Below are 20,897 nucleotides of genomic sequence, written 5' to 3' on the forward strand. Positions count from 1 at the left end.
GGGGGCCGCAACCACGGTCAGCCCTACCCGAACCACGCTTGTTTCCCGCCATTCCACCCGGTGAAACCCGCCGTTCGATGTGACCTGCACGACGGATCTCCCGCCCGGTCTGCATCTGACCGCCAGGGAGGCGTAGCCTTTATTCCCGCTGTCCATACCTTGTGAAGCGGAAGAGGGCGGTTGCCGCCGTGTCGCCACAGTCCCCCAGTAACTCGAGCACCACAACCGAAGCAGCAGAGGGCGGGAAGACCCCTGCCTCAGGCCGCTTCGGTGCCAATGAGTGGCTCGTCGACGAGATCTATCAGCAGTACCTCCAGGACCCGAATTCGGTCGACCGGGCCTGGTGGGACTTCTTCGCCGACTACAAGCCGGGGGGCGCTGCCGCCCCGGTGAAGGCGGAGCAGTCCACGACGACGACGGACGGCGCCTCCGCACAGGCCGCCGCCACCGCCGTCACCTCCGTCGCCGCGACCCCGGCTCCCGCCCCGGCCCCGCAGGTCACCGACGCAGCCGCCACGGGGGCGGCCGGCGCCGCGCCCGCGCCGACCGCCGCGCCCACGCCTGTGTCAGCTCCTGCCCCTGCTCCTGCCACCCCCTCTGGTGCCCCTGCTGTGACTGTCACCTCCCCGACCCCGGCCGCCGCACCGGCCCCGGTCGCCCAGGTCCCCGCTCCTGCCGCCGCCGCCCCCAAGGCCGCTGCCGCGCCTGCCACCGAGGCCCCCAGCGGCCCCGAGCTGGTGACGCTCCGCGGCCCGGCCGCCGCCGTGGCGAAGAACATGAACGCCTCCCTGGAGGTGCCGACGGCCACGTCCGTCCGTGCCGTCCCGGTGAAGCTGCTGTTCGACAACCGCATCGTCATCAACAACCACCTGAAGCGCGCCCGGGGCGGGAAGATCTCCTTCACCCACCTCATCGGCTACGCGATGGTGCAGGCCATCAAGGCCATGCCGTCGATGAACTACTCCTTCGCCGAGAAGGACGGCAAGCCGACCCTGGTCAAGCCGGAGCACGTGAACTTCGGCCTCGCCATCGACCTGGTGAAGGCCAACGGCGACCGCCAGCTCGTCGTCGCCGGCATCAAGAAGGCCGAGACCCTCAACTTCTTCGAGTTCTGGCAGGCCTACGAGGACATCGTCCGCCGCGCCCGGGTCGGCAAGCTGACGATGGACGACTTCACCGGCGTGACGGTCTCCCTCACCAACCCCGGCGGCCTCGGCACCGTCCACTCCGTGCCCCGCCTGATGCCCGGACAGTCGGTCATCATGGGCGTCGGCTCCATGGACTACCCCGCCGAGTTCCAGGGCACCTCCCAGGACACCCTGAACAAGCTGGGCATCTCCAAGGTCATGACCCTGACCTCGACCTACGACCACCGGGTCATCCAGGGTGCCGCCTCCGGCGAGTTCCTGCGGATCGTCGCGAACCTCCTCCTCGGCGAGGACAAGTTCTACGACGAGGTCTTCGAGTCGCTGCGCATCCCGTACGAGCCGGTCCGCTGGCTCCGGGACATCGACGCCAGCCACGACGACGACGTCACCAAGGCCGCCCGCGTCTTCGAGCTGATCCACTCCTACCGGGTCCGCGGCCATGTCATGGCCGACACCGACCCGCTGGAGTACAAGCAGCGCAAGCACCCCGACCTCGACATCACCGAGCACGGCCTCACCCTGTGGGACCTGGAGCGCGAGTTCGCGGTCGGCGGCTTCTCCGGCAAGTCGATGATGAAGCTGCGCGACATCCTCGGCGTGCTGCGCGACTCGTACTGCCGCACCACCGGCGTCGAGTTCATGCACATCCAGGACCCCAAGCAGCGCAAGTGGATCCAGGACCGCATCGAGCGCCCGCACTCCAAGCCGGAGCGCGAGGAGCAGCTGCGGATCCTGCGCCGCCTGAACGCCGCGGAAGCCTTCGAGACCTTCCTGCAGACGAAGTACGTCGGCCAGAAGCGCTTCTCGCTGGAGGGCGGCGAGTCCGTCATCCCGCTGCTCGACGCGGTCATCGACTCCGCCGCCGAGGCCCGCCTCGAAGAGGTCGTCATCGGCATGGCCCACCGCGGCCGGCTGAACGTCCTGGCGAACATCGTCGGCAAGTCGTACGCGCAGATCTTCCGCGAGTTCGAGGGCAACCTCGACCCGAAGTCGATGCACGGCTCCGGCGACGTGAAGTACCACCTGGGCGCCGAGGGCACCTTCACCGGCCTGGACGGCGAGCAGATCAAGGTCTCGCTGGTCGCCAACCCCTCCCACCTGGAGGCCGTGGACCCGGTCCTGGAGGGTGTCGCCCGCGCCAAGCAGGACGTCATCAACAAGGGCGGCACGGACTTCACGGTGCTGCCGCTCGCGCTGCACGGTGACGCGGCCTTCGCCGGCCAGGGCGTGGTCGCCGAGACCCTGAACATGTCGCAGCTGCGCGGCTACCGCACCGGTGGCACCGTGCACGTGGTCATCAACAACCAGGTCGGCTTCACCGCCGCCCCGGAGTCCTCGCGTTCCTCGATGTACGCGACCGACGTGGCCCGCATGATCGAGGCGCCGATCTTCCACGTGAACGGCGACGACCCGGAGGCCGTGGTCCGCGTCGCGCGGCTCGCCTTCGAGTTCCGCCAGGCGTTCAACAAGGACGTGGTCATCGACCTCATCTGCTACCGCCGCCGCGGCCACAACGAGTCGGACAACCCGGCGTTCACGCAGCCGCTGATGTACGACCTGATCGACAAGAAGCGCTCGGTGCGCAAGCTGTACACCGAGTCCCTCATCGGTCGCGGTGACATCACCCTGGAAGAGGCCGAGCAGGCGCTCCAGGACTTCCAGGGCCAGCTGGAGAAGGTCTTCGCGGAGGTCCGCGAGGCCGCCGCGCAGCCGGCCGTGGGCGCGCCCGTCCCGGCCGAGCAGGGCGAGTTCCCGGTCGCCGTGAACACCGCGGTCTCCCAGGACGTCGTCAAGCGGATCGCCGAGTCCCAGGTCAACATCCCGGACGGTGTCACCGTCCACCCGCGTCTGCTGCCGCAGCTGCAGCGCCGCGCGGCGATGATCGACGAGGGCACCATCGACTGGGGCATGGGCGAGACCCTCGCCTTCGGCTCCCTGCTGATGGAGGGCACCCCGGTCCGGCTGTCCGGCCAGGACTCCCGCCGCGGTACGTTCGGCCAGCGCCACGCGGTCCTCATCGACCGGGTGGACGGCGAGGACTACACCCCGCTGCTGTACCTGTCGGACGACCAGGCCCGGTTCAACGTCTACGACTCGCTGCTCTCCGAGTACGCGGCCATGGGCTTCGAGTACGGCTACTCGCTGGCCCGCCCGGACGCGCTGGTGCTGTGGGAGGCGCAGTTCGGTGACTTCGTCAACGGCGCGCAGACCGTCGTCGACGAGTTCATCTCCTCGGCCGAGCAGAAGTGGGGCCAGACCTCCGGCGTCACCCTGCTGCTGCCGCACGGCTACGAGGGCCAGGGCCCGGACCACTCCTCGGCCCGCCCGGAGCGGTTCCTGCAGCTCTGCGCGCAGAACAACATGACGGTGGCCATGCCCACGCTGCCGTCGAACTACTTCCACCTGCTGCGCTGGCAGGTCCACAACCCGCACCACAAGCCGCTGATCGTCTTCACCCCGAAGTCGATGCTGCGTCTGAAGGCGGCGGCGTCGAAGGCGGAGGAGTTCACGACGGGCGCGTTCCGTCCGGTCATCGGCGACTCCACCGTGGACCCGAACGCGGTCCGCAAGGTCGTCTTCTGCGCGGGCAAGGTCTACTACGACCTGGAGGCCGAGCGGGAGAAGCGCGGCATCACGGACACGGCGATCATCCGCATCGAGCGGCTGTACCCGCTGCCGGGTGCGGAGCTCCAGGCCGAGATCGCCAAGTTCCCGAACGCGGCGAAGTACATCTGGGCGCAGGAGGAGCCGGCGAACCAGGGTGCCTGGCCGTTCATCGCGCTCAACCTGATCGACCACCTGGACCTGGCGGTCGGCGCGGACATCCCGTCGGGCGAGCGCCTGCGCCGGATCTCCCGCCCGCACGGCTCGTCCCCGGCGGTCGGCTCCGCGAAGCGCCACCAGGCGGAGCAGCAGCAGCTGCTCGCCGAGGTCTTCGAGGCGTAGCCGGCTGACGCCGGCGCAGCCCGGCCCAACGGAAGGCCCGGCCCCCTGGGAGGGGGCCGGGCCTTCCGGCATCCGCTGCGCGGGGCCATCCCCCACCCCGCCCTCCCCCTCGCTTCGCTGGGGGGACCCCCATCCCGTAACCGGGGCTCCGCCCCGGACCCCGTAGGGTGCACGGGCTTCGCCCGGCACCCCCGGTCCGGGCAGGGGACCGCTACGGCTGGGGCTCGAAGTCCCAGTACGGGCGCATGCGTTGGCGGGCCGAGACCGTGTGGACGTGTTGGGGGCCGAGGGTGCGGGCCAGTGACTTCAGGCCCGCGTCCTCGTGTTTCTGGGCCTCTTCCATCCGGCCCGTGGACCGCAGGTCCGCCGCCAGGGCGATCTGGGCGGTCAGGGTCATCGGGTGGTCCCCGCCCAGCACCTGCTCCGTGGTCCGCAGGGTGTCCCGGCTCAGGTCCAGCGCATCGGCGAAGCGGTCGGTGATGTTCCGGCAGCCGGCCGCGTTGACGGCGCAGCCCAGGGTCCACGGGTGCCGGTCGCCCAGCGCGCCCCGCATCCCGACCAGCGCCTGCTCGCACAGGCTGAGCGCCGCCTCGCGTTCGCCCTGGGCCCGCAGTACCAGGCCGAGGTTGCCGACCGTGCCGATGCTGTACGGGTGGGCCAGGCCCAGCTGGGTCTGGTAGCCCCGGACCACCTCCTCGGAGATCCGCCGGGCCTCGTCGATGTCCCCGTACTCGCGCAGGTAGGTGGCGTAGTCGGAGGCCACCATCAGGGTCCACGGGAAGGTGGCCCCGTGGACCCGGGTGGAGCGTTCCAGGACGCTGCGCAGCCGGGCGCCCGCGCCCGCGATGTCTCCCGAGCGGCGCAGGCACATGCCCAGGTTGTGTTCGGCGCGCAGGGTCTGCGGATGGTTCTCGCCGAGCACGGTGGCGTTGAGCTTGAGCCCCTGTTCCTGCCGGGCCAGCGCCTCCCGGTAGCGGCCCATCAGGCGCAGTCCCATCGCGCAGCCGATCCCGCTGGACAGGGTGGCGATGTGCCGGACCCGCAGCACCCGCTCGCGGCGGCGCAGGGTGTCCAGGTCGGCCTCGTAGGACTCCGGGTAGCGGCCGAGCAGCCGCAGCACCACCGCGACATTGTTCTGGGCGTTCAGGGTCATGGAGTCGTCCTCGCCGAGCAGCTCCCGGTAGCCGGCGAAGCAGTGCTCCAGCAGGAGCCGGGCCTGCTCGAACTTGGCCGTGTTCAGCAGGACCGCCGCGTAGGTGCTGATGGCCCGCAGGGTCTCCAGGTCGCGGTCGCCGCGTTCGGCGGTGAGCCGGTCGGCAATGGTCTTGCTGAGCACCTCCGCGCGGCGGAAGTGGCCGAGCAGCCGCAGGGCGCCGCCGTAGTGGTAGCTGAGCTCGCGGACCTGGTCGTGGTGCTCGCCGAGCATGGCCCGCCAGGCGTCGTCGGTCTCCTCGGCGAGCCGCAGGCAGGTCCGGTACTCGCCGGCCAGGATCAGGTAGCGCAGGCAGTGCAGCAGGAAGTTCTGGATCCGCGGGTTGGAGCTGGCGAGCACCCCGGCCGATTCCAGGTGCGGGATGAGTTCGGCGTAGCGGGGCCAGAGCCGGGAGTCGGTGGGCCGGCCGGGGTCGGCGGCGGCCAGGACCTGGCGTACCGCGCGGGCCAGTTGGTCCGCTTCCTCGTCGCTGAGGTTGTCCCGGACGATGCCGTGCACCATCCGGTGCAGCTGGACCGTCTCGGTGCCGCCGCCGCCCTCCTCCACGGCCAGGTCGGAGTACTCCAGCCGGACCACCGAGAACTGCACCAGCTTGTTGAGCGCGGCGTTCCACCGGACCTGGTCGTTGATCAGGCCGGCCAGCTGTTCGGGCACGTCGTCGGCGGGGAACTCGCGCAGCAGCCGCAGCGGCACCCGGCCGGGGGCGAAGAACACGAACAGCCGGAGCAGGTGGAGGGCGTCGGGGTAGTTCTCCCGGACGTTGTTGAGGAGTATCGCCAGGGCGGTGGGGAAGGGCAGCGGGTAGTCGTCGGAGACGGTGACCGCCTCCCGGGAGTCCAGCCGGCGCCGGAGCAGCTGCAGGTAGTCGCCCACGGTGAGCGGGGAGTCGGCGAGCCAGCCGGCGGTCTGGTCGAGGGCGAGGGGGTAGTCCTCGAGGGCCTCGGCGAGCTGGTCGGCCTCCTCGCCGGTCAGCCGCAGCGCCCGGCGGCGGATGAAGGTGATGGACTCGGGCCGGGCGTAGAGCGGGACTTCGAGCAGGTGGGTGTGGCGGGAGGCCCATTCGCGGTTCCGGGAGGTGATGATCACGTCGCCGGAGCCGGCGGGCAGCAGGTCGGTCAGGTCGTCGGGGCTGTCGCAGCCGTCGAAGACGAGCAGCCAGCGGTGGTACGGGTTCCCGCGGCGCAGCGCCTCCAGCACGCCGCGGATCTGCTCGCCGTAACTGCCGGCGCCGCGGGGCAGGCCGAGGGCCGGGGCCAGGTCGGCGAGCCGCTCGCGGAGGGTGGGCCGGTCCTCGGCGGGCACCCACCACACCACGTCGTACTCGGAGGCGAACCGGTAGGCGTACTCGGTGGCGACCTGGGTCTTGCCGACGCCGGAGAGCCCGAGGAGGGTGACGATGGAGGCGCCGGCCGGGGCGTCGGCCAGGGCCGCCCGCAGCCGGCCGATCACGTCGTTGCGGCCGGTGAAGCGGGGGTTGCGGCGCGGTACCCGGCCCCAGATCTCGGGCGGGTCGTTGGGGAACCGGGGTCCGCGGCGGCCGGTTTCGGCGCCGACCCGGTCGGTGGGCAGCTCCAGCCGGCGCAGCACCCGGTACTCGGCCTCGTACGAGTCCAGGCCCCACAGGTCGGTCTTCTCCAGTGCGGCCACCGCGGTGGGCAGCGGCGCATCGGTGAGGCAGACCGCGGCGAACCGGTCGGGGTGCGCCTCGGTGACCGTCCGGAGGGCGGTGTTCCATTCCTCCTCGGTGTGGGTGCCGGCGGAGAAGTAGCGCTCGCTGAGCACCAGGAGCACCCGGCCCGCGGCGCGGGCGAGGTCGTCGAGGGCGTCGGCGAGTCCGGGGCTGCGCTGCGGGTCCCAGCGCTGGAGGGTGACGCGGTGGCCGTGCTCTTCCAGCCGGTGGGCGATCCACACGGCCCAGGGGCGGTTGAACCCGGCGAAGCTGATGACGAAGCGCTGGGCGTGCACGGCACTGTGGGTCATGCGGCCGTCTCCCTGGGATCCGGGGTGGTGGACGGGGGTGACCTGCGTATCGAGAAGAAGAATGTAGCGCAGGTCACACGGGGTCAACCGGGTGCGTGCGCGGCGAGTTCGGGGTGTGCCGCACACCAGGCACGGCGTTCCCGGTCCAGGGCCCGGCGGGCGGTGGCGTGCTGGTCCCCGGGCGGCGGCAGGTCGTCCATGGCCTGCTCGGCGGCGACCATCCCGGCGACGAACTCGACGCCGGCCCGGGTGAGTTGGGGTTCCTGCCCGAGGAGCGGCAGGACGGCGGCGACCTGGGCGCGGCAGCGGGCGTGGCCGGCCCAGGCGGCGCGGGCCCCGTAGAGGGCAGCCCGCTGCCAGTAGCCGGCCAGGGCCAGGTGGGCGTACGCGCCGTGCAGGAGCCCTTCCAGGGGGCGGGGGTCGGAGCGCCAGGGGGCCCAGTAGCGGTGGCTGCGGTCGGCGGTGTGCAGCGGCAGGACGTCGGTGAGCGCGCCGAGCTTCCCGTGCTGCACCTCGTGGACCAGGGTGGCGGCGAGCGCGGGCGGGGCCTGGCCGCGGACCAGGACGGACCCGGCCGCGGCGGGCAGGGTGGCGCCGGCCGACCGGGAGCCGCCGGCCAGCGGGACGACGGAGCGCAGCAGGGCGCCGATCTCGCCGGCCCGGGCGGTGTCGTAGCGCTCCAGCAGGGTGAGGGCGCCGGCCCACTGGGTGTCCCAGCGTTTGTGGCCCTTGGGGGTGAGCCGGCGGGCCGGCCGGACGGAGCCCTCCCGGCCCGGCGCCCGGTAGGGGTCGAGGTCGTCGAGGACGGCCCGGCCGCCGGGCAGGGTGTGCAGCGGCAGCACGACCGGGTCGCCGGGGTCCCAGGACCGCTCCCCGGCGGTGAACGGGCCCGGCCGGGGCGGGCGCAGCAGTCCGAGGGTGGGCAGCGCGATCCGCCCGTGCACGGGCCGCAGGGTGGTCTTGAACGGGATGCCGGCCCGTAGCGCGGCGGCCACCGCGAGGGCGCCGAGGTGGCCGAGGTCGGCGGGCGGGCCGTCCGGATCGTGCAGGCGCCGCAGGGTTTCCTCGGCCCAGACCCCGGTGGACGGGTAGAGGAGTACGTCGCGCACCGCGCCGGGGTGCTGCCGCTCGGCCTCTTCGAGCAGCGCCCAGTGGGACTGCGCCTCGCCCGGGGGTGCCGCGTCCAGGACCCCGCGCAGCAGCACCAGCCGCTTGGACCAGCGGACGTCCTGGACCAGCCGGATGCCGTCGGGCGAGGGCTCGGTGGAGGCGATGGCCCACAGGGTGGCCCGGGTGACCTCGAACGGGGCGGGCGGGGCGCAGCCGACCGCGGCTCCGCCCGCACCGCCTGCGCCGCCTGCGCTGCCTGCCCGCCGCGGCCCGGGCAGGTGGGCGGCGGCGTCCGGCCCGGCGTGCGGCCCCGCGGCCGTTCCCGCGGCCGTTCCCGCGCCCGGCCCCTGCCCGCCTGCCGTGGCCCCGGCGCGGGGGGCCGGCACCGCCGGGCCTGCGGAGTCGCGGTCCGGGGCGGGACGGCCGGCGGCCTCGGCGGGCCGTACGCTGCCGCCCCCCGAGGACCGGCGGTCCGGCAGGCCCACAGGGTCTGCCCCGCCCGCGGGCCTCATGAGGCCACCTCGCGGTCGGCGGCGGCGGGCCGGCCGGCCTGGCCGTGCGGCCCGCGTTGCCCCGTCACCACGGGGCCGGGGCGGTCCGGGCGGGGTGCGGCGGTGGCCGCACGGTGGACCGCGGTGGCGATGTGGCGGATGAGCCGCTGGAGGTCGGCGCAGTACACCGACGGCTGCCGGAAGCCCTCCCCGGGCCGGTAGCGGTGCGGGTAGTGGCCGCCGCCGCAGATCTCGACCAGCTCGCAGGACCGGCAGCCGTCGGCCAGCGCCTCCCGGCCGAGCTGGCGGGCGGCCAGCCCGGGATGGTCGAGGAGTTCGTCGAAGCTGTTCCCGGCCAGCGTGAGGCCGGTGCCGGCGGCGCCCTCGTACGCGGACTTCAGCGAGTCGGCCTGCTCGATGCTGCCGTCGGTCTCGATGACGGCGGTCCCGGCGGGTGCCAGGCCCAGGGATTCGGTGGCGGCGGGCAACCCCAGCAGCAGGGCGATGACCTCCTCGAACAGCCGGATGCGGGTGCGCCGGACGTCGTCGTGCCACCACCGGTCGAAGACGGCGATCAGCCAGTCCGCGTACGGGGTGGTGCCGGGGCGGGAACCGGGCGGCGGGGTGCTCCAGTTGGCGAGCGGCAGCAGCAGCCCGACGGCGGGCGGGGCGAAGGCGAGCAGTGAGGCGTACGTCTCCACCGGGTCCTGGGCCGGATCGACCACGCACAGCACCCCCGCATAGCTCTCCGGGCGCTGGGCCAGCAGCCGCAGCCCGCGGGCGGCGGCGGTGAACCCGGGCCGGCCGGAGTGGTCCACGCGCCGCGCGTTGTGCGCGGGCAGGCCCCCGTCGATGCTGACGCCGACCCGGACCCCGGCGGCGGCCAGCGCGTCCAGCCGGCCGGCGGTGAGCAGGGTGCCGTTGGTCTGGACGGTGGCGGTGACCCGGGTGCCGGGGGCCCGCCGGGCGAGTTCGGCGCGGATGGCGGTGACCGGGGCGGTGAGGTCGGCGGTGGGCGCGAGCAGCGGCTCGCCGCCGTGCAGCACGAGGTCCACCCGGGGCAGCGCGTGGGCGGCGGCGTGCTCGGCGATGCGGCCGGCGGCGAGGGCGATGGTCGCGGGGGCCATCACCGCGGGGCGGGCGCGCCAGCTCTGGTCGGCCATTGCGTAGACGTAGCAGTAGGTACAGGCGAGATTGCATCGGCTGCGCGTCTTCAGGACGAACTGCCGCACCGGATACGGGGGGTGGCCGGCGGCGCGCAGCCCGGGGACGTCCAGCAGGGCGTACGGCCAGGGGGCGTGGCGGTGGTGTGCGGACAGCACGGAGTCCTCCGTGGTCGGATGCCTCATCGCCTGCATCTCCCTCCCCCAGCTGCCGCCGGAAGGTGCCCCCAGCGGACTGCCCATCCCTGCCCTCCGGATCCCCGCGCCTAACGGCGGAAAGTGGTCAACTAGCCGCCCGCACAGTTCCCATGACTCCTCACATCACCCCGGAGTCGAAGGCGTTGAGAATCTCCGCCGGGTGGGTGACGCGCTCCACCATGCTTTCGATCACCTCGGCGAACACCGGGTGATCAATGCCGCGCAGTGCGGCCAGGTCGAAGCCGGACAGGTCCGGGAGCCGGCCCGGGCAGCGCCGGTTCGCCGCCTCGGCCACGGTGCTGTCGGAGGCTTCCTGGTTCTTCGTCATCACGCTCCCCTGTGGTGTCGTGCGGTGCGGAATGGCGCGCAGGCGGCCGGGCTATGGCGCCTCCAGGGCCCGGATCCGGTCCAGGACTGCCGCGCGCTGCTCCTCGGCGCCGGGCTCGCCGATCCGTTGCCAGAGCTCCAGGGCGGCCCGGTACGCGTCCAGGGCGGCCCGGGGCCGGTCCAGCCGCTCCAGTACCTCCCCGCGCAGCTCCTGCACCCGGGCGGCCAGCTGCGCGGCGACATCTCCGGCTTGATCGGCGTCGAGGGCGGCCCGCCAGGCCCGCCGGTAGGAGTCGGCGGCCCGGTCCAGCCGGTCGGCGGCGCGGGTGTGGCCGTGGATGTCCTGCTGCACGTCCCCGTGGTCCCGCCAGGCCTTCGCCCGGTCGAGCGGTGCGGGGCTGATCCGGCCCGCGAGCTCCAGCAGGTACTCCGCCTCCCGCAGGTCGACCAGGTCGCCCTCGTAGGTGTGCCGGAGCCGCAGCCCGGCGGCGAGCCGGCGCAGCCGGCGGCCGGCCCGGGCGTCCGACTGGGGCACCGCGGCCCGGCTGTCGCGCAGCACCCGTACGGCGGTCGAGGCGAAGGCCCGCCCGCCTGCTGCCCGGGCCCGGGCCAGCAGGACCTCGCCCCACTCGGGCAGGACTTCGGCGTACGTGTCGCCGTCCCGGGGGATCAGCCGCCGGGCCCGGCCGTACGCCTCGGCCGCGGCTTCCAGCGCGGCGGGGTCGCCGTCCCGCGCGTACCGGGCCCGCTCCAGCCGGGCCAGGCACACCAGCCCGGCGAGCCGAAGCTCGGGCTCCCCGGCGGCCTCCTCCAACGCCACCGCCAGCTGCACCCCGGCTTCCTCCAACCGCCCGGGCAGAAACCTCAACGCCGCCCCAAACTCCACCCGCACCCGAGCCCGCACCCGCCCAACATCCACCCCCTGCACCCCGGCCCCCGGAACCCCGGGCTCGCCCACCACCCCGGAACCCCGACTCCCGTCGGAGCCATCTGCCCGGCCGGACTCGGAGGGTCCGGGGTCGGTCGCCGGCCCGGAGCCGCGGCTCCCGGCGGAGCCGGGGGCGGGGCGGGCGGAGCCGGCGTCCGCTTCGGCGGAGCCGGGCCCCCCGCGCTGGGCGCCGGCGGCGTCCGCGGGCCCGGGGGGGCCGGGGGGTTCCCCCCGGTTTCGGGAAGGGGCGGGGTGGGGGAAATCCTCCTGGCCCCCCTCCAGGGCGCGCAGAGCCGCCTCCAGTTGGTCCGCCGCCCGCTCCGCCCACCCCCTACCCGCCTCCGCATCCGCCTCCTGCTCCGCCAGCGCGAGCAGCACCCTGCCCAAGGCCAGCCGGAACCCGACGCCGGAGCCGTCCACCGCCTCCAGCGCGGCCAGCGCCTCGTGCAACGGACCCGCGTCCCCGCGGAGTTCGCACAGCCGGACCAAGGCCTCCGCCCGCCGGATCGCGCTGTCCACCAACAGCTCCCGGTCGAGCAGCGGTTCGGCGGTCACCGCCGCGAACTCCCGGTCCGCCGCGGTCAGCAGCTCCGCCGCCTCCGCCGGCCCGGCCGCCCCCGCGCGCTCGAACAGCACCCGGCCCAGGACCGCCCGGGCCGCCGCGCCCCCGACCCGGCGGATCGTCTCCTCCGCCTCGGTCAGCAGCTCCGGGTCCCGCTGCACGCCCCACAGCCGCAGCAGCGCCCCCGCCAGCTCGGTCTCCGCCTCGCCCGGGGTGTCCCGCGGCCCCGCCGGGACCGCCGCCGCGCGGCGCAGCACCGCCACCGCCTCGTGCAGGGCCCGTTGGCCGCCGTCCCGGTCGTGTGCGGCGAGCCGGGCCCTGGCCGCCCGCAGCGCCGGCCCACGGCCCAGCGGGGAAACGGGCGCCGGAGCCTCCGGAGAGCCCGGCGGTCCGGATGGCACCGGCAGGTAGCGGCGTACCACCTTGGCCGAGACCTGCGCGAACGCGTGCGGCAGCAGCGGGGCCGGCGGCCGGGCCCCGGCCTCGGCGTCCGGCTCCGGTTCGGCCACCGGCACGCCCGTCAGCTGCGACACCGCCAGCGCCGGGAAGTTCCGTACGCCGCGCCCGAAGTGCTGGAGCACATACTCCGAGCAGTGCTTGAGCACGAGCGCCGCCTCATCCCGCCCCAGCGGCCCCAGCAACACCTCCTGCACCCCGGGCACGAACTCGTACCACTGGTCCGCGGAGTCCAAGGAGTCCGGGGAGCGCCGCAGCAGTCCGGCGAGCAGCACCTCCGCCAGGTCCGAGGGCTCCGAGTCGGGCAGCATGGTCCGCTGCACCAGCCGCATCACCGGCAGGGTGAGGGGGGTCGCGGACAGGTACACCGCCAGCTGGACGGCCCGCGGCGAGGCGGTGGACCGGAACCGGCGCACCAGTTCGCGCGGCGGCCGGGCGGCCCGCGGCGGCGGTACCGGCGACCCGGGATGCCCGGGGAGCACCCGCCCCACCTCGGCCGGCACCGGCCCGGACCCCAGCCCCGCGACCAGCCGGGCCCAGGCCCCCAGCGCCCGCGCGCTCGGCGGCAGCACCGGCACGGTCAGCCCGCCGACCGGCCGGCCCGGCACCGGCGGCCGGTCGGGCCGGAACCCGAGCCCGCCGGCGGGGCCCTCCAGCCGGGCCAGCGTGCCCCGTTCGGTGGGCAGCCAGGTCCGCCCCCACAGCCGCTGCGGCAGCGGCTGCACGACCACCGAGGGGGTGCACTCGGTCCACCGGTGCAGCAGCCGCTGGGCCCGGCCCTCCCGCCACATCGGGCCGGTGCAGTCGGAGACCACCATGGTGATCCCGCGCCCGGTCGGGTCCCTCAGCTGGTCCCCGGACCGCACCCCGGTGTCCGGGCAGGGGCCGCGGCCGACCGCCGGGGTGCCGTCCGGCAGCCGGTGGAGGTAGTGCGCCTGTACGTCCCGGAAGGCGCCCAGCCGTTCGCAGACCGCCCGCAGTTCCTCGAACATGTCCTGCCACACCGCCATCGACGGGGAGGCGTCCATCACCAGCCGTACGGTCGTCTCGCGCCGCGCCTCCGGCCGCAGCACCGGGATGATCTGGCCGAAGGCACGGGCGCTGGCATCGGCGGTGGCCGGCTCGTCCAGCACCAGGCGGGCGGGCGGGGCGGGCGGCCGGTGCCGCTGGAGGGCGCGCAGGGCCCGCTGGATGTCCAGGATCCGGGGCAGTGCCGCCGCGGCCGGGACCCGTACCGGTACGGCCGTCAGGCCCGGCGGCAGCTCCGCCCCGTCCGGGCCGGCGGGCAGGCCGGGGCCCTCCGGCGGCCGGGCCGCGTACAGGGTCACCGGTTCCTCGTCGGCGGGCCGCACAGGCTGCTCGGGCTGCGCCGTCCCCGGTGGCCGGTCCCCCGCTCCCTCCGGAAGGCCGTACGCCGTGGCGGGATCCACCGGCGACCGCCGCTGCGCGGGCTCCGGCTCCGGTCCGGCCGCCACCCCGTCCCGGCCGGCGGCGGCCACGGCTGCGGTGCGCGTGGCGAGCCAGAGCGCGTCGGCGAGTTCCTCTGCGGTCAGGTCGAGCCCGCCGGCCCGCAGGGCACCGACCAGCGTACGGAGGTCAGGGACGGGGTCAGGGACGGCCACGGCCCCTCACCTCGGACGGTCGAGGCGCTGGATGAGCAGGTCGGCCAGGTCCTCCCGGCTGGGCGGTGCCGCGTAGTGGGTGAGGTAGATGGCGTTGAGGAGCTGGTCGGCGGCGAGGAGCTCGGTGCGGGAGCGGCCGAGGAACTCCCGGATGAGCTCGGCGCCGAGCTGGGCCGCCTCCTCCCCGAGGTGGGCGCGGACCATGGTGGCCAGCCGCTTCTCGCCGGGCTGGCCGAGCTTGAGCTGGATGCAGCGGCGCAACAGGGCGGCCGGGAACTCCCGTTCGCCGTTGCTGGTGAGGATGATGAAGGGGAAGGCCCGGCAGCGGACCCGGCCGTCCCGGACGGTGACCTTGGTCCCGTCGTCGGTGAGGACCTGCACCTCGGGCTCCCGGTCGGCGACCCGCTCGAGCTCGGGCAGCGTGAACTCGCCTTCCTCCAGCACGTTCAGGAGGTCGTTGGGCAGGTCGATGTCGCTCTTGTCGAGTTCGTCGATGAGCAGCACCCGGGGGGTGGCGGTGGGCAGCAGGGCGGTGCCGAGCGGTCCGAGCCGGATGTAGGTGCCGATGCCGGGCGGGCCATCGCCGCTCCCGCCGCTTCCGACGCTCGCGGCGATCTGGACGTCCTGGAGCCGCGCGATGGCGTCGTACCGGTAGAGCCCCTCCTGGAGCACGGTCCGGGAGACCACCGGCCAGCGCAGCACCCGGCCGAGCTTCAGTTCGTGGGCCACGGCGTGGGCGAGGGTGGACTTGCCGGTGCCGGGGTAGCCGGTGACGAGCAGCGGCCGGCGCAGGTAGAGGGCGGCGTTGACGGCCTCCAGCTCCTCCGGTTCGGGCCGGTGCAGTTCGGCGGCGTGCCGGTGCGCGCCGAGCCGGCGGGCGGCGGCGCTGTCGGGCTCGGCGGCGCCGGTCCCGGGCGGGGTGACGGGGCCGCCGTCGAAGTCCCGCCAGGGGGGCGGGTCGGGCAGGGCGTCGATCCCGTCGTGGGGCTCACCGACACCCCGGTAGATGAGCCACTCCTCGTTCACGGCTGTTCCTCCCTCGGGCCTCGGGTCTCGGTCTCGGGTCTCGGTCTCGGGTCTCCGGCTACAGGTCCCCGTGCAGGGGTTCGTCGAACGGGAGCGGGCGTTCCGGGTCCTCCCAGACCAGGCCCAGCCCGGCCGCCCAGTAGGTGTCGGGGTCCCGCCCGTGGGCCCGCCCCCGCAGGGTCAGCAGCCGCAGCGGCAGGTACCCGGCCCGGCCGGTCTCGGCGAGCAGGTCCCGTACGCCCCGGTGGAAGGGGGCGCAGGAGCCGGGCGGGCCGGGTGGTGGCCGCCGGGCGACCGCCACCCCGAACCCGGCCTCCCGCACCTCGTGCAGCCCGCCCAGCCGGCAGTGGACGGTGACGGTGTGGCCGGGCAGGCCGGCCAGCCAGTCGTACGAGGGGTCCCGCGGCCGGCCCCGGGAGCAGTCGGCGCGCTGGTCCTGGACCGGGCCGGTCTGCACCCGCGTCCAGCGGTCGGCCCGGCTGCGGAGCGCCTCCTCGGTGGGCGGCGGCGGGCCGGCGGGGTGCCGGAACACCACCGGCCGCTGCACGCCCAGCGGGGTGGTGCCGGTGACCGTCCACTCGTCCACGGGGAGGGTGAACAGGCCGGGGTCGACGGCGACTTCGAGGAGGGCGGCCCACTCGTGCGAGTCGCAGCGGCGGAAGCCCTCGGCGAGCGGGGCCCGCAGGGCCGCGGGCAGGGCGGCCGGCGGGACCCGGACGCCCGAGTCCACCGGGGAGACGTGCTCGGGTCCGAGGAGCACCGACACGCGCCAGTCGCAGACCTCCTCCCAGCTGTGGGCCCAGGCCTCCAGCAGGACGGACGGGCCGGGCGGGAGCAGGCCCGGCCCCCGCATCGAGGGGCCCGGCACCGGGCGGGCGACGGCGGCCCGGTGGCGCCGGGCGCGGTCTGCCAGGCCCTGTTCCCGGCGTTCGCCCAGCTCGCGGCGGAGTGGCCGCCAGAGCCGCTCGGCGGTGCTGCGCACCCAGTCCCACAGTTCGTCGTCGGCGCCGGGTGCGGGGGGTTCGCGGTGGTCGGCGGTGCTGACGTCGGTGGCGTAGCGGAGCATGGCCGCGGCCTCGCTGACCTCCCCGGGTGGGTCGTAGAGCAGCCCGAGGCCGTCCCGCCAGGTCAGCGGGGCCTTGAGGCCGGGGTCGCGGTCCTCGCCGCGGGCGGCTTCCGCCAGGGCCTGGACGGCTTCGGAGGAGCCGGGCGGCGGCAGTTCGGCGAGGAGTCCGCACAGGGTGGTGCGTTCGGCGGCGGTGAGCCGCTGCCGTCCGCCGAACGATTCCCGTTCGGCGGGCAGTTCCTCGTGGACGTCGGTCCAGGTCCGGCGGGTGTTCAGATCGCTCAGGTGCTGGTCGTAGTGGTGCAGGTCGTGGCCCTGCATCACCCGGCGGTAGAGGCCGACCCGGCCACGGCCGCCCATCGGCAGATCCCGGAGCGCGGTGACGGCCACGGCCAGCCCGCCCCCGCCGCCCTGCCGGCGGGCCTTGACCACGCCGACCACCTCGCCACGTACGAGGTCCACCACGGGCCCGCCGGACATGCCGGCCTCGACCTCGTCCTCGGCGCCCAGCCGGAGTGCGGTCTGCCGGCCGAGGGCGCCGCGCAGCCGGGTGCACCGGCCGGTGATCTCCGGGTAGCCCATCTCGTCGGTGCAGCCGAAGTAGGCGACGTCCTCGAACCGGGGGCGCGGGCGGTCGGACAGCCAGACGCAGGAGTGCGAGACCGGTGCGAGGACGCGGACCAGGGCGAGGTCGGGCAGCGGCCAGAGCCCGCCGGGGCGCTGGAGGGCGGGGTGCGGGGGGTGCGCGGAGCCGGAGCGCGCGGAGCCGGGGCGCGGGAAGCCGGGGCGGCCGAACGCGTCCGGGCGTAACGCATCGGGGCCGTCGGTCTCGGGCAGGACGCATTCGACCCGGCCGGCGACGGTTCCGGTACTGCCGTCCGCTCCGGCGGAGAAGGTGATGCCGATCTCCCGGCCCGTGAGCCGCACCGACCCACCACCCCCTTCGCCCACCACGTGCGCGCACGTCAGGACCCAGCCGGGAGCGATGAAGAAGCCACTCCCCCAGGTGTCGCCGGCGCCGCGGTCCACAGGGCCCCCATACCCGTCCGGAGGCGCGTGGATGCGTACGGTGGCTGCCAGGACGAGGGGCTCCAGGAGCTCGAAGGCGCGCGCGGTGTCGCCCGTGCGCCCGTCCCCCATCGCACCCCTCCCCACGCACCCCACGCTCCCCCAACGGCTACCCGTATCACGCGTGTTGATGCAGTTCAGGCTAGCTCTGCGCAGCCCCGGAGGGGAGGGCCGGGGCAAACCCGGATTATCCTGGCCGGGAATCGTCCATGACCCACGGAGCCTGTTGTGTACTTCACCGATCGCGGCATCGAAGAGCTGGAGAAGCGGCGCGGCGAGGAGGAGGTCACCTTCGAGTGGCTCGCCGAGCAGCTCCGCACCTTCGTCGACCTGAACCCGGACTTCGAGGTCCCGGTCGAACGGCTGGCCACGTGGCTGGCGCGACTCGACGACGAGGACGAAGAGGAGTAACCCGGGGCGGTTCCGCTGCGCGGAGCCATCCCGCACAGCCGGGGCTGCGCCCCACGCCTCGCCGGAACGCCGCGCCCCACGCCCGGGCCCGGGCGCCCGGCACTCCGTGGCACAGCCCCGCCCAAGCGGACCGGAGGGGGCGGGGCAGGGCCCCGCAAACGGGGCGCCCGGGCTTCGCCCGGCACCCCGGCACGCTCCGCAGCGAAGCCGCGGCCAGACCGCGGCCCCGGGCCGCTGCGCCTGCTCACGTAGTTCCGCGGGGCCCCATCCAGACGGAACCGGGGCCCACGCCCGGGGGCGGGGGCAGAGCCCCCGGGAACGGGGGCCGTGGCATCGCCCGGGAGCCCGGCGGGTTCGGGGCGGAGCCCCGGCCGCCGCCGGGCGGCGGGGACGCGAAGAGGCCCGGCCGGATCACTCCGGCCGGGCCTCTTCGCGTGCCGGCGGGGTTACGCCAGGCGGGCCACGCCGTCGGCCTTGGCCGCCGCGGCGACCGCCTCGGCGACCGCCACGGCCACCCGCTCGTCGAACGGCGAGGGGATCACGTAGTCGGCGGCGAGCTCATCGCCCACGACACCGGCAATGGCGTCGGCGGCGGCGATCTTCATACCCTCGGTGATCCGGGTGGCCCGGACCTTCAGGGCACCGGCGAAGATGCCGGGGAACGCGAGCACGTTGTTGATCTGGTTCGGGAAGTCCGAACGCCCGGTGGCCACGACCGCCGCGTACTTGTGCGCGACGTCCGGGTGGACCTCCGGGTTGGGGTTGGCCATGGCGAAGACGAACGCGTCCTTCGCCATCGAGGCCACCGCCGCCTCGGGGACCGTACCGCCGGAGACGCCGATGAAGACGTCGGCGCCGGCCAGGGCGGACTCCAGGGAGCCGGTCTGGCCGGTCTTGTTCGTGAGGCCCGCGATCTCCGCCTTGACGTCCGTCAGGTCGGAGCGGTCGGCGGAGACCACGCCCTTGCGGTCGGTGACGCACACGTCACCGATGCCCGCGTCCACGAGGATCTTGGCGATGGCGATGCCCGCCGCGCCCGCGCCGGAGATGACCGCGCGCAGGTCGCCGAGGGTGCGACCGGTGAGCTTGGCGGCGTTCCGGATCGCGGCCAGCGTCACGATGGCCGTGCCGTGCTGGTCGTCGTGGAAGATCGGGATGTCCAGCTGCTCCTGCAGCCGGCGCTCGATCTCGAAGCAGCGGGGGGCGGAGATATCCTCCAGGTTCACGCCGCCGAAGGACGGCGCGAGGCGGACCACGGTTTCGATGATCTCGTCCGTGTCCTTGGTGGCGAGCGCGATCGGAACCGCGTCCACGCCGCCGAACTGCTTGAAGAGAATGGCCTTGCCCTCCATCACGGGGAGGGAGGCCTCGGGCCCGATGTCACCGAGTCCGAGCACGGCCGTACCGTCGGTGACGACGGCGACCACGTTGGACTTCCAGGTGTAGTCGTTGACGAGCTCGGGCTGCTCGGCGATGGCGGTGCACACTTTCGCCACGCCGGGTGTGTACGCGAGGGACAGGTCGTCCTTGTTCCGGACCGGAACGGTCGCCTGCACGGCCATCTTGCCGCCCCGGTGCAGCGCGAAGACCGCGTCCGGGTTGTTGTCCGTCGCGTCGGCCGCGCTGTCGCTGCGAGGATTGACGATCTCCGCTGCCACTTCTGTTGACCCCTTAAGTCTTTGAATCGTTGAGGGTTGGCCACCACTGGTTAAGGGGTGGGCGGGCACCGCGTCCGTGCTCCGCATCGGCGGTTGGCCCGCCTCCGCGAAGGGGAGGTTCGTACGCGCGGGCGCGCCGCACACGCGCCCTGAGCCCCGGATGAGGGGTGTAAGGATCTGTTCTACCCGAAGAACACTCGCCCAGACGAGTCGATTCCAGCTCGACCTTAAACCTCTTGTCCAGATTTCGGTGAAAAGTCCAAGAGGCTAAGTCCAATGATCGAGACGGGCCGCAAAAATCCCGGCAGAAAGCCCTGACCACCGCACATGCTTCGGCCGTGACGCCCGCTTCCCGCAGTCATGTTGGACACTCCGGGACACCCGTTATCCGATTTTGACCTGACGGGCAGCCTGAATGCGTCAGTCCGAATGGCAAGATGCCCCTAATCACACAAGGTCGCGACACTCGATGGTGCGTGCCACGACCGCCTCGGATGCTTTCCATCAGCCGGAGGAACCGCTCATGACCGCAAGCACCACCCGTCGTACGACCGCCGCACGGTCCCGGATCGCCGCGGTCGGCGCGATCGCGGTCGCCGGTGCCCTGACCCTCACCGGCTGTGGCGACCAGACCGACTCGGCCACCAAGAGCCCCTCCTCGGCCGGTGCGAACAGCGCGCCGCTCTTCTCCAAGCTGCCGAAGAAGATCCAGGACGCCGGCGTGATCAAGGTCGGTACGGACGCGACCTACGCCCCCATGGAGTTCACCGAGGGCGGCAAGATCGTCGGTGTCGACCCGGACATCGCAAAGGCCCTGGAGAAGCAGCTCGGCGTTACGTTCAAGTTCGAGTCGGGCACCTTCGACACCCTGATCGGCAGCATGCAGACGGGCCGCAGCGATCTGGTCATGTCCTCGCTCACCGACACCAAGGCCCGCCAGGAGGGTCTGGACGAGAAGGGCGCCAAGACCGGCGCCGGCGTCGACTTCGTCGACTACTTCTCCGCCTCCACCGGCATCCTGGTGAAGAAGGGCAACCCGGAGGGCATCAAGACCCTCGACGACCTGTGCGGCAAGAAGGTCGCCGTCCAGCGCGGCACCACCTACGAGGACTCCGCCAAGGCACAGTCCGAGAAGTGCAAGAAGGACGGCAAGGGCGAGGTCTCCATCGAGTCCTACCCGACCGACGCCGAGGCCCAGACCCGTGTGAAGGCCGGCGGCGCGGTTGCCGACCTGAACGACTCCCCGGTCGCCGCGTACATCGCGAAGACCGCCGGCGGCGGCAACGACTTCGAGGCCATCGCCAACCCGACCGACGCCGGCCTCTTCGGCATCGCGGTGGACAAGAAGAACACCGAGCTGCGCGACGCCCTCAAGGCCGCCCTCGACGCGACCATCAAGGACGGCACCTACAAGGCCGCCCTGGACAAGTGGAACGCCGGCTCCGGCGCCGTGACCGAGGCCAAGGTCAACGCCGGTCAGTGACCTCCCCCCGAAGTACTCCCGTAGTACTCCGGTAGTAGTCC

Annotated in this window: 11 protein-coding genes; 3 read left to right on the top strand and 8 right to left on the bottom strand. The window is 73.9% G+C overall.

What is annotated here, in order from left to right:
• Positions 1 to 188: 188 nt before the first annotated feature.
• The gene (locus ABT123_RS07920; protein ID WP_351310884.1) at positions 189 to 4,094 is read left to right on the top strand and encodes a multifunctional oxoglutarate decarboxylase/oxoglutarate dehydrogenase thiamine pyrophosphate-binding subunit/dihydrolipoyllysine-residue succinyltransferase subunit; all 3,906 of its coding nucleotides are present in this window, start codon (positions 189 to 191) and stop codon (positions 4,092 to 4,094) included.
• 211 nt (positions 4,095 to 4,305) lie between these two features.
• On the opposite strand, the gene fxsT is transcribed toward ABT123_RS07920, so the two are convergent.
• The 7 genes from fxsT to ABT123_RS07955 form a co-directional block, all read right to left on the bottom strand.
• Positions 4,306 to 7,287 carry an FxSxx-COOH system tetratricopeptide repeat protein gene (gene fxsT, locus ABT123_RS07925; RefSeq protein WP_351310886.1) on the bottom strand — a complete coding sequence of 994 codons (2,982 nt, stop codon included), beginning with the start codon at positions 7,285 to 7,287 and terminating at the stop codon, positions 4,306 to 4,308.
• 83 nt (positions 7,288 to 7,370) lie between these two features.
• Complete coding sequence (locus ABT123_RS07930; RefSeq protein WP_351310888.1) at positions 7,371 to 8,909, bottom strand: HEXXH motif domain-containing protein; 1,539 nt, start codon at positions 8,907 to 8,909, stop codon at positions 7,371 to 7,373.
• Positions 8,906 to 10,237, bottom strand: coding sequence for an FxsB family cyclophane-forming radical SAM/SPASM peptide maturase (locus tag ABT123_RS07935; protein WP_351310890.1), 1,332 nt, complete (start codon positions 10,235 to 10,237; stop codon positions 8,906 to 8,908). The genes ABT123_RS07930 and ABT123_RS07935 overlap by 4 nt, the downstream gene beginning before the upstream one ends.
• A 130-nt stretch (positions 10,238 to 10,367) precedes the next feature.
• The gene (fxsA, locus tag ABT123_RS07940; RefSeq protein ID WP_351310892.1) at positions 10,368 to 10,577 is read right to left on the bottom strand and encodes an FxSxx-COOH cyclophane-containing RiPP peptide; all 210 of its coding nucleotides are present in this window, start codon (positions 10,575 to 10,577) and stop codon (positions 10,368 to 10,370) included.
• Positions 10,578 to 10,628: 51 nt separating this feature from the next.
• Positions 10,629 to 14,144, bottom strand: coding sequence for an SAV_2336 N-terminal domain-related protein (locus ABT123_RS07945; RefSeq protein ID WP_351310894.1), 3,516 nt, complete (start codon positions 14,142 to 14,144; stop codon positions 10,629 to 10,631).
• Positions 14,145 to 14,150: 6 nt separating this feature from the next.
• Complete coding sequence (locus ABT123_RS07950) at positions 14,151 to 15,170, bottom strand: AAA family ATPase (RefSeq protein WP_351310896.1); 1,020 nt, start codon at positions 15,168 to 15,170, stop codon at positions 14,151 to 14,153.
• 58 nt (positions 15,171 to 15,228) lie between these two features.
• Positions 15,229 to 17,376 (bottom strand): VMAP-C domain-containing protein, encoded by a 2,148-nt coding sequence (locus ABT123_RS07955; protein ID WP_351310898.1) that lies wholly within the window; start codon positions 17,374 to 17,376, stop codon positions 15,229 to 15,231.
• Positions 17,377 to 17,532: 156 nt separating this feature from the next.
• Here ABT123_RS07955 and ABT123_RS07960 point away from each other — a divergent pair, with 156 nt between their 5' ends.
• Entirely contained in the window at positions 17,533 to 17,715 is a 183-nt protein-coding gene (locus ABT123_RS07960) for a DUF6104 family protein (RefSeq protein ID WP_053730670.1), read from the top strand.
• Between the two features lie 446 nt (positions 17,716 to 18,161).
• On the opposite strand, the gene ABT123_RS07965 is transcribed toward ABT123_RS07960, so the two are convergent.
• Positions 18,162 to 19,373, bottom strand: a complete 1,212-nt coding sequence (locus ABT123_RS07965) for an NAD(P)-dependent malic enzyme (RefSeq protein WP_351310900.1) — start codon at positions 19,371 to 19,373, stop codon at positions 18,162 to 18,164.
• A gap of 523 nt (positions 19,374 to 19,896) precedes the next feature.
• Here ABT123_RS07965 and ABT123_RS07970 point away from each other — a divergent pair.
• A complete protein-coding gene (locus tag ABT123_RS07970; protein ID WP_351310902.1) occupies positions 19,897 to 20,856 on the top strand; it encodes an ABC transporter substrate-binding protein in 960 nt (319 codons plus the stop codon).
• The last annotated feature ends 41 nt before the right edge of the window (positions 20,857 to 20,897 follow it).

Source organism: Streptomyces sp. NPDC002054, from assembly GCF_040296685.1.
In the GTDB taxonomy this organism is placed as follows: Bacteria; Actinomycetota; Actinomycetes; order Streptomycetales; family Streptomycetaceae; genus Streptomyces.